This window comes from Ruminococcus difficilis (genome assembly GCF_016680995.1).
Genome location: NZ_JAEQMG010000184.1, coordinates 1 through 1,340, shown reverse-complemented (window position 1 = coordinate 1,340; position 1,340 = coordinate 1). Strand labels below are relative to the sequence as shown.

Annotated in this window: 2 protein-coding genes; both read right to left on the bottom strand. The window is 54.3% G+C overall.

The annotated features are described in order from the left end of the window. The coding region (locus tag JKK62_RS18030; RefSeq protein ID WP_201428845.1) for a four helix bundle protein at nucleotides 1-246 on the bottom strand (246 nt) is incomplete at its 3' end. Nucleotides 247-359: 113 nt separating this feature from the next. Beyond that, on the bottom strand, nucleotides 360-1,340 hold a 981-nt coding region (locus JKK62_RS16285; RefSeq protein ID WP_201428844.1), incomplete at its 5' end, for a V-type ATP synthase subunit B.

The following is a 1,340-nucleotide window of genomic DNA, read 5'->3' as shown; positions in this document are numbered from 1 at the left end:
CCCCCCCCCCCCCCCCCCCCCCCCCCCCCCCCCCCCCCCCCCCCCCCCCCCCCCCCCCCCCCCCCCCCCCCCCTTTTTTCTTGAGGCGTAATTTGCCTCGTGTATGTTTGCACCGATGCTTGTTCCGCTTCTTAAAAGCTGATTAATTAATGCATTGCCTTGTTTCCTGTCGCGGATCGCGTTGCAAAGATAAAAAATCTCTACTGCAAATTGCTTGGAAGTGTCAACCAATAGATTCTCTTTCATACATTCTCCTCAGGAATGAATTGACAGCAAGCTGTCATGAATTGTCTGCGACATGAATTGCTGCGTTGCAGCATGAATTGATTTCTTCGAAATCATTCACTTCGAAATCATTATCATCCCGGATAATACTCATCCAGCATATCGTCCTTGATACGTTTCAGCTCGCTTCTCGGCAGGATAGCCAGCAGCTTCCAGCCTATGTCGAGGGTCTCCTCGATCGAGCGGTTGGCGTTGTAGCCCTGAGAAACATATTCCTTCTCGAACGCTTCGGCAAATTCGGCGTACTTTTTATCCATATCGGTCAGCGCCGCCTCGCCCAGAATTACCATGAGCTCGCGGGCGTCCTTGCCTCGCGCGTAAGCGGCGAAGAGCTGGTTCATCGTAGCCGCGTGATCCTCTCTTGTTCTGCCGGGTCCGATACCCTTGTCTTTAAGACGTGAAAGCGAGGGAAGAACGTCGATTGGCGGCGTTACGCCCTTGCGGTACAGCTCACGGCTGAGGATGATCTGACCCTCGGTGATGTAGCCCGTGAGGTCGGGTATCGGGTGGGTGATATCGTCGTTGGGCATGGTGAGTATCGGTATCTGAGTTACCGAGCCCGAGTGTCCCTTTATCATTCCGGCGCGCTCGTAGATAGAAGCAAGGTCGGAATACAGATATCCGGGGTAGCCCTTTCTGCCGGGTATCTCGCCCTTTGACGACGAGAATTCGCGCAGAGCTTCGGCGTATGAAGTCATGTCGGTCATGATGACGAGGATGTGCATGTCAAGCTCAAACGCCAGATATTCCGCGACGGTAAGCGCGCAGCGGGGGGTGAGGGTACGCTCGATTATCGGGTCGTTGCTCAGATTGAGCAGCATAACGACACGCGAGAGCACGCCGCTTTCCTCAAAGCTTTTTCTGAAATATTCGGCGACGTCCTTCTGCACGCCCATAGCCGCGAATACAACGCCGAAGTTAGAGCTGTCCGCGCCGCTGATTTTCGCTTGGCGGACGATCTGAACGGCTAAATCGTTGTGCTTCATACCGGAGCCGGAGAATATGGGCAGCTTTTGACCGCGGATAAGGGTCATAAGGGTGTCTATGCTCAAAAA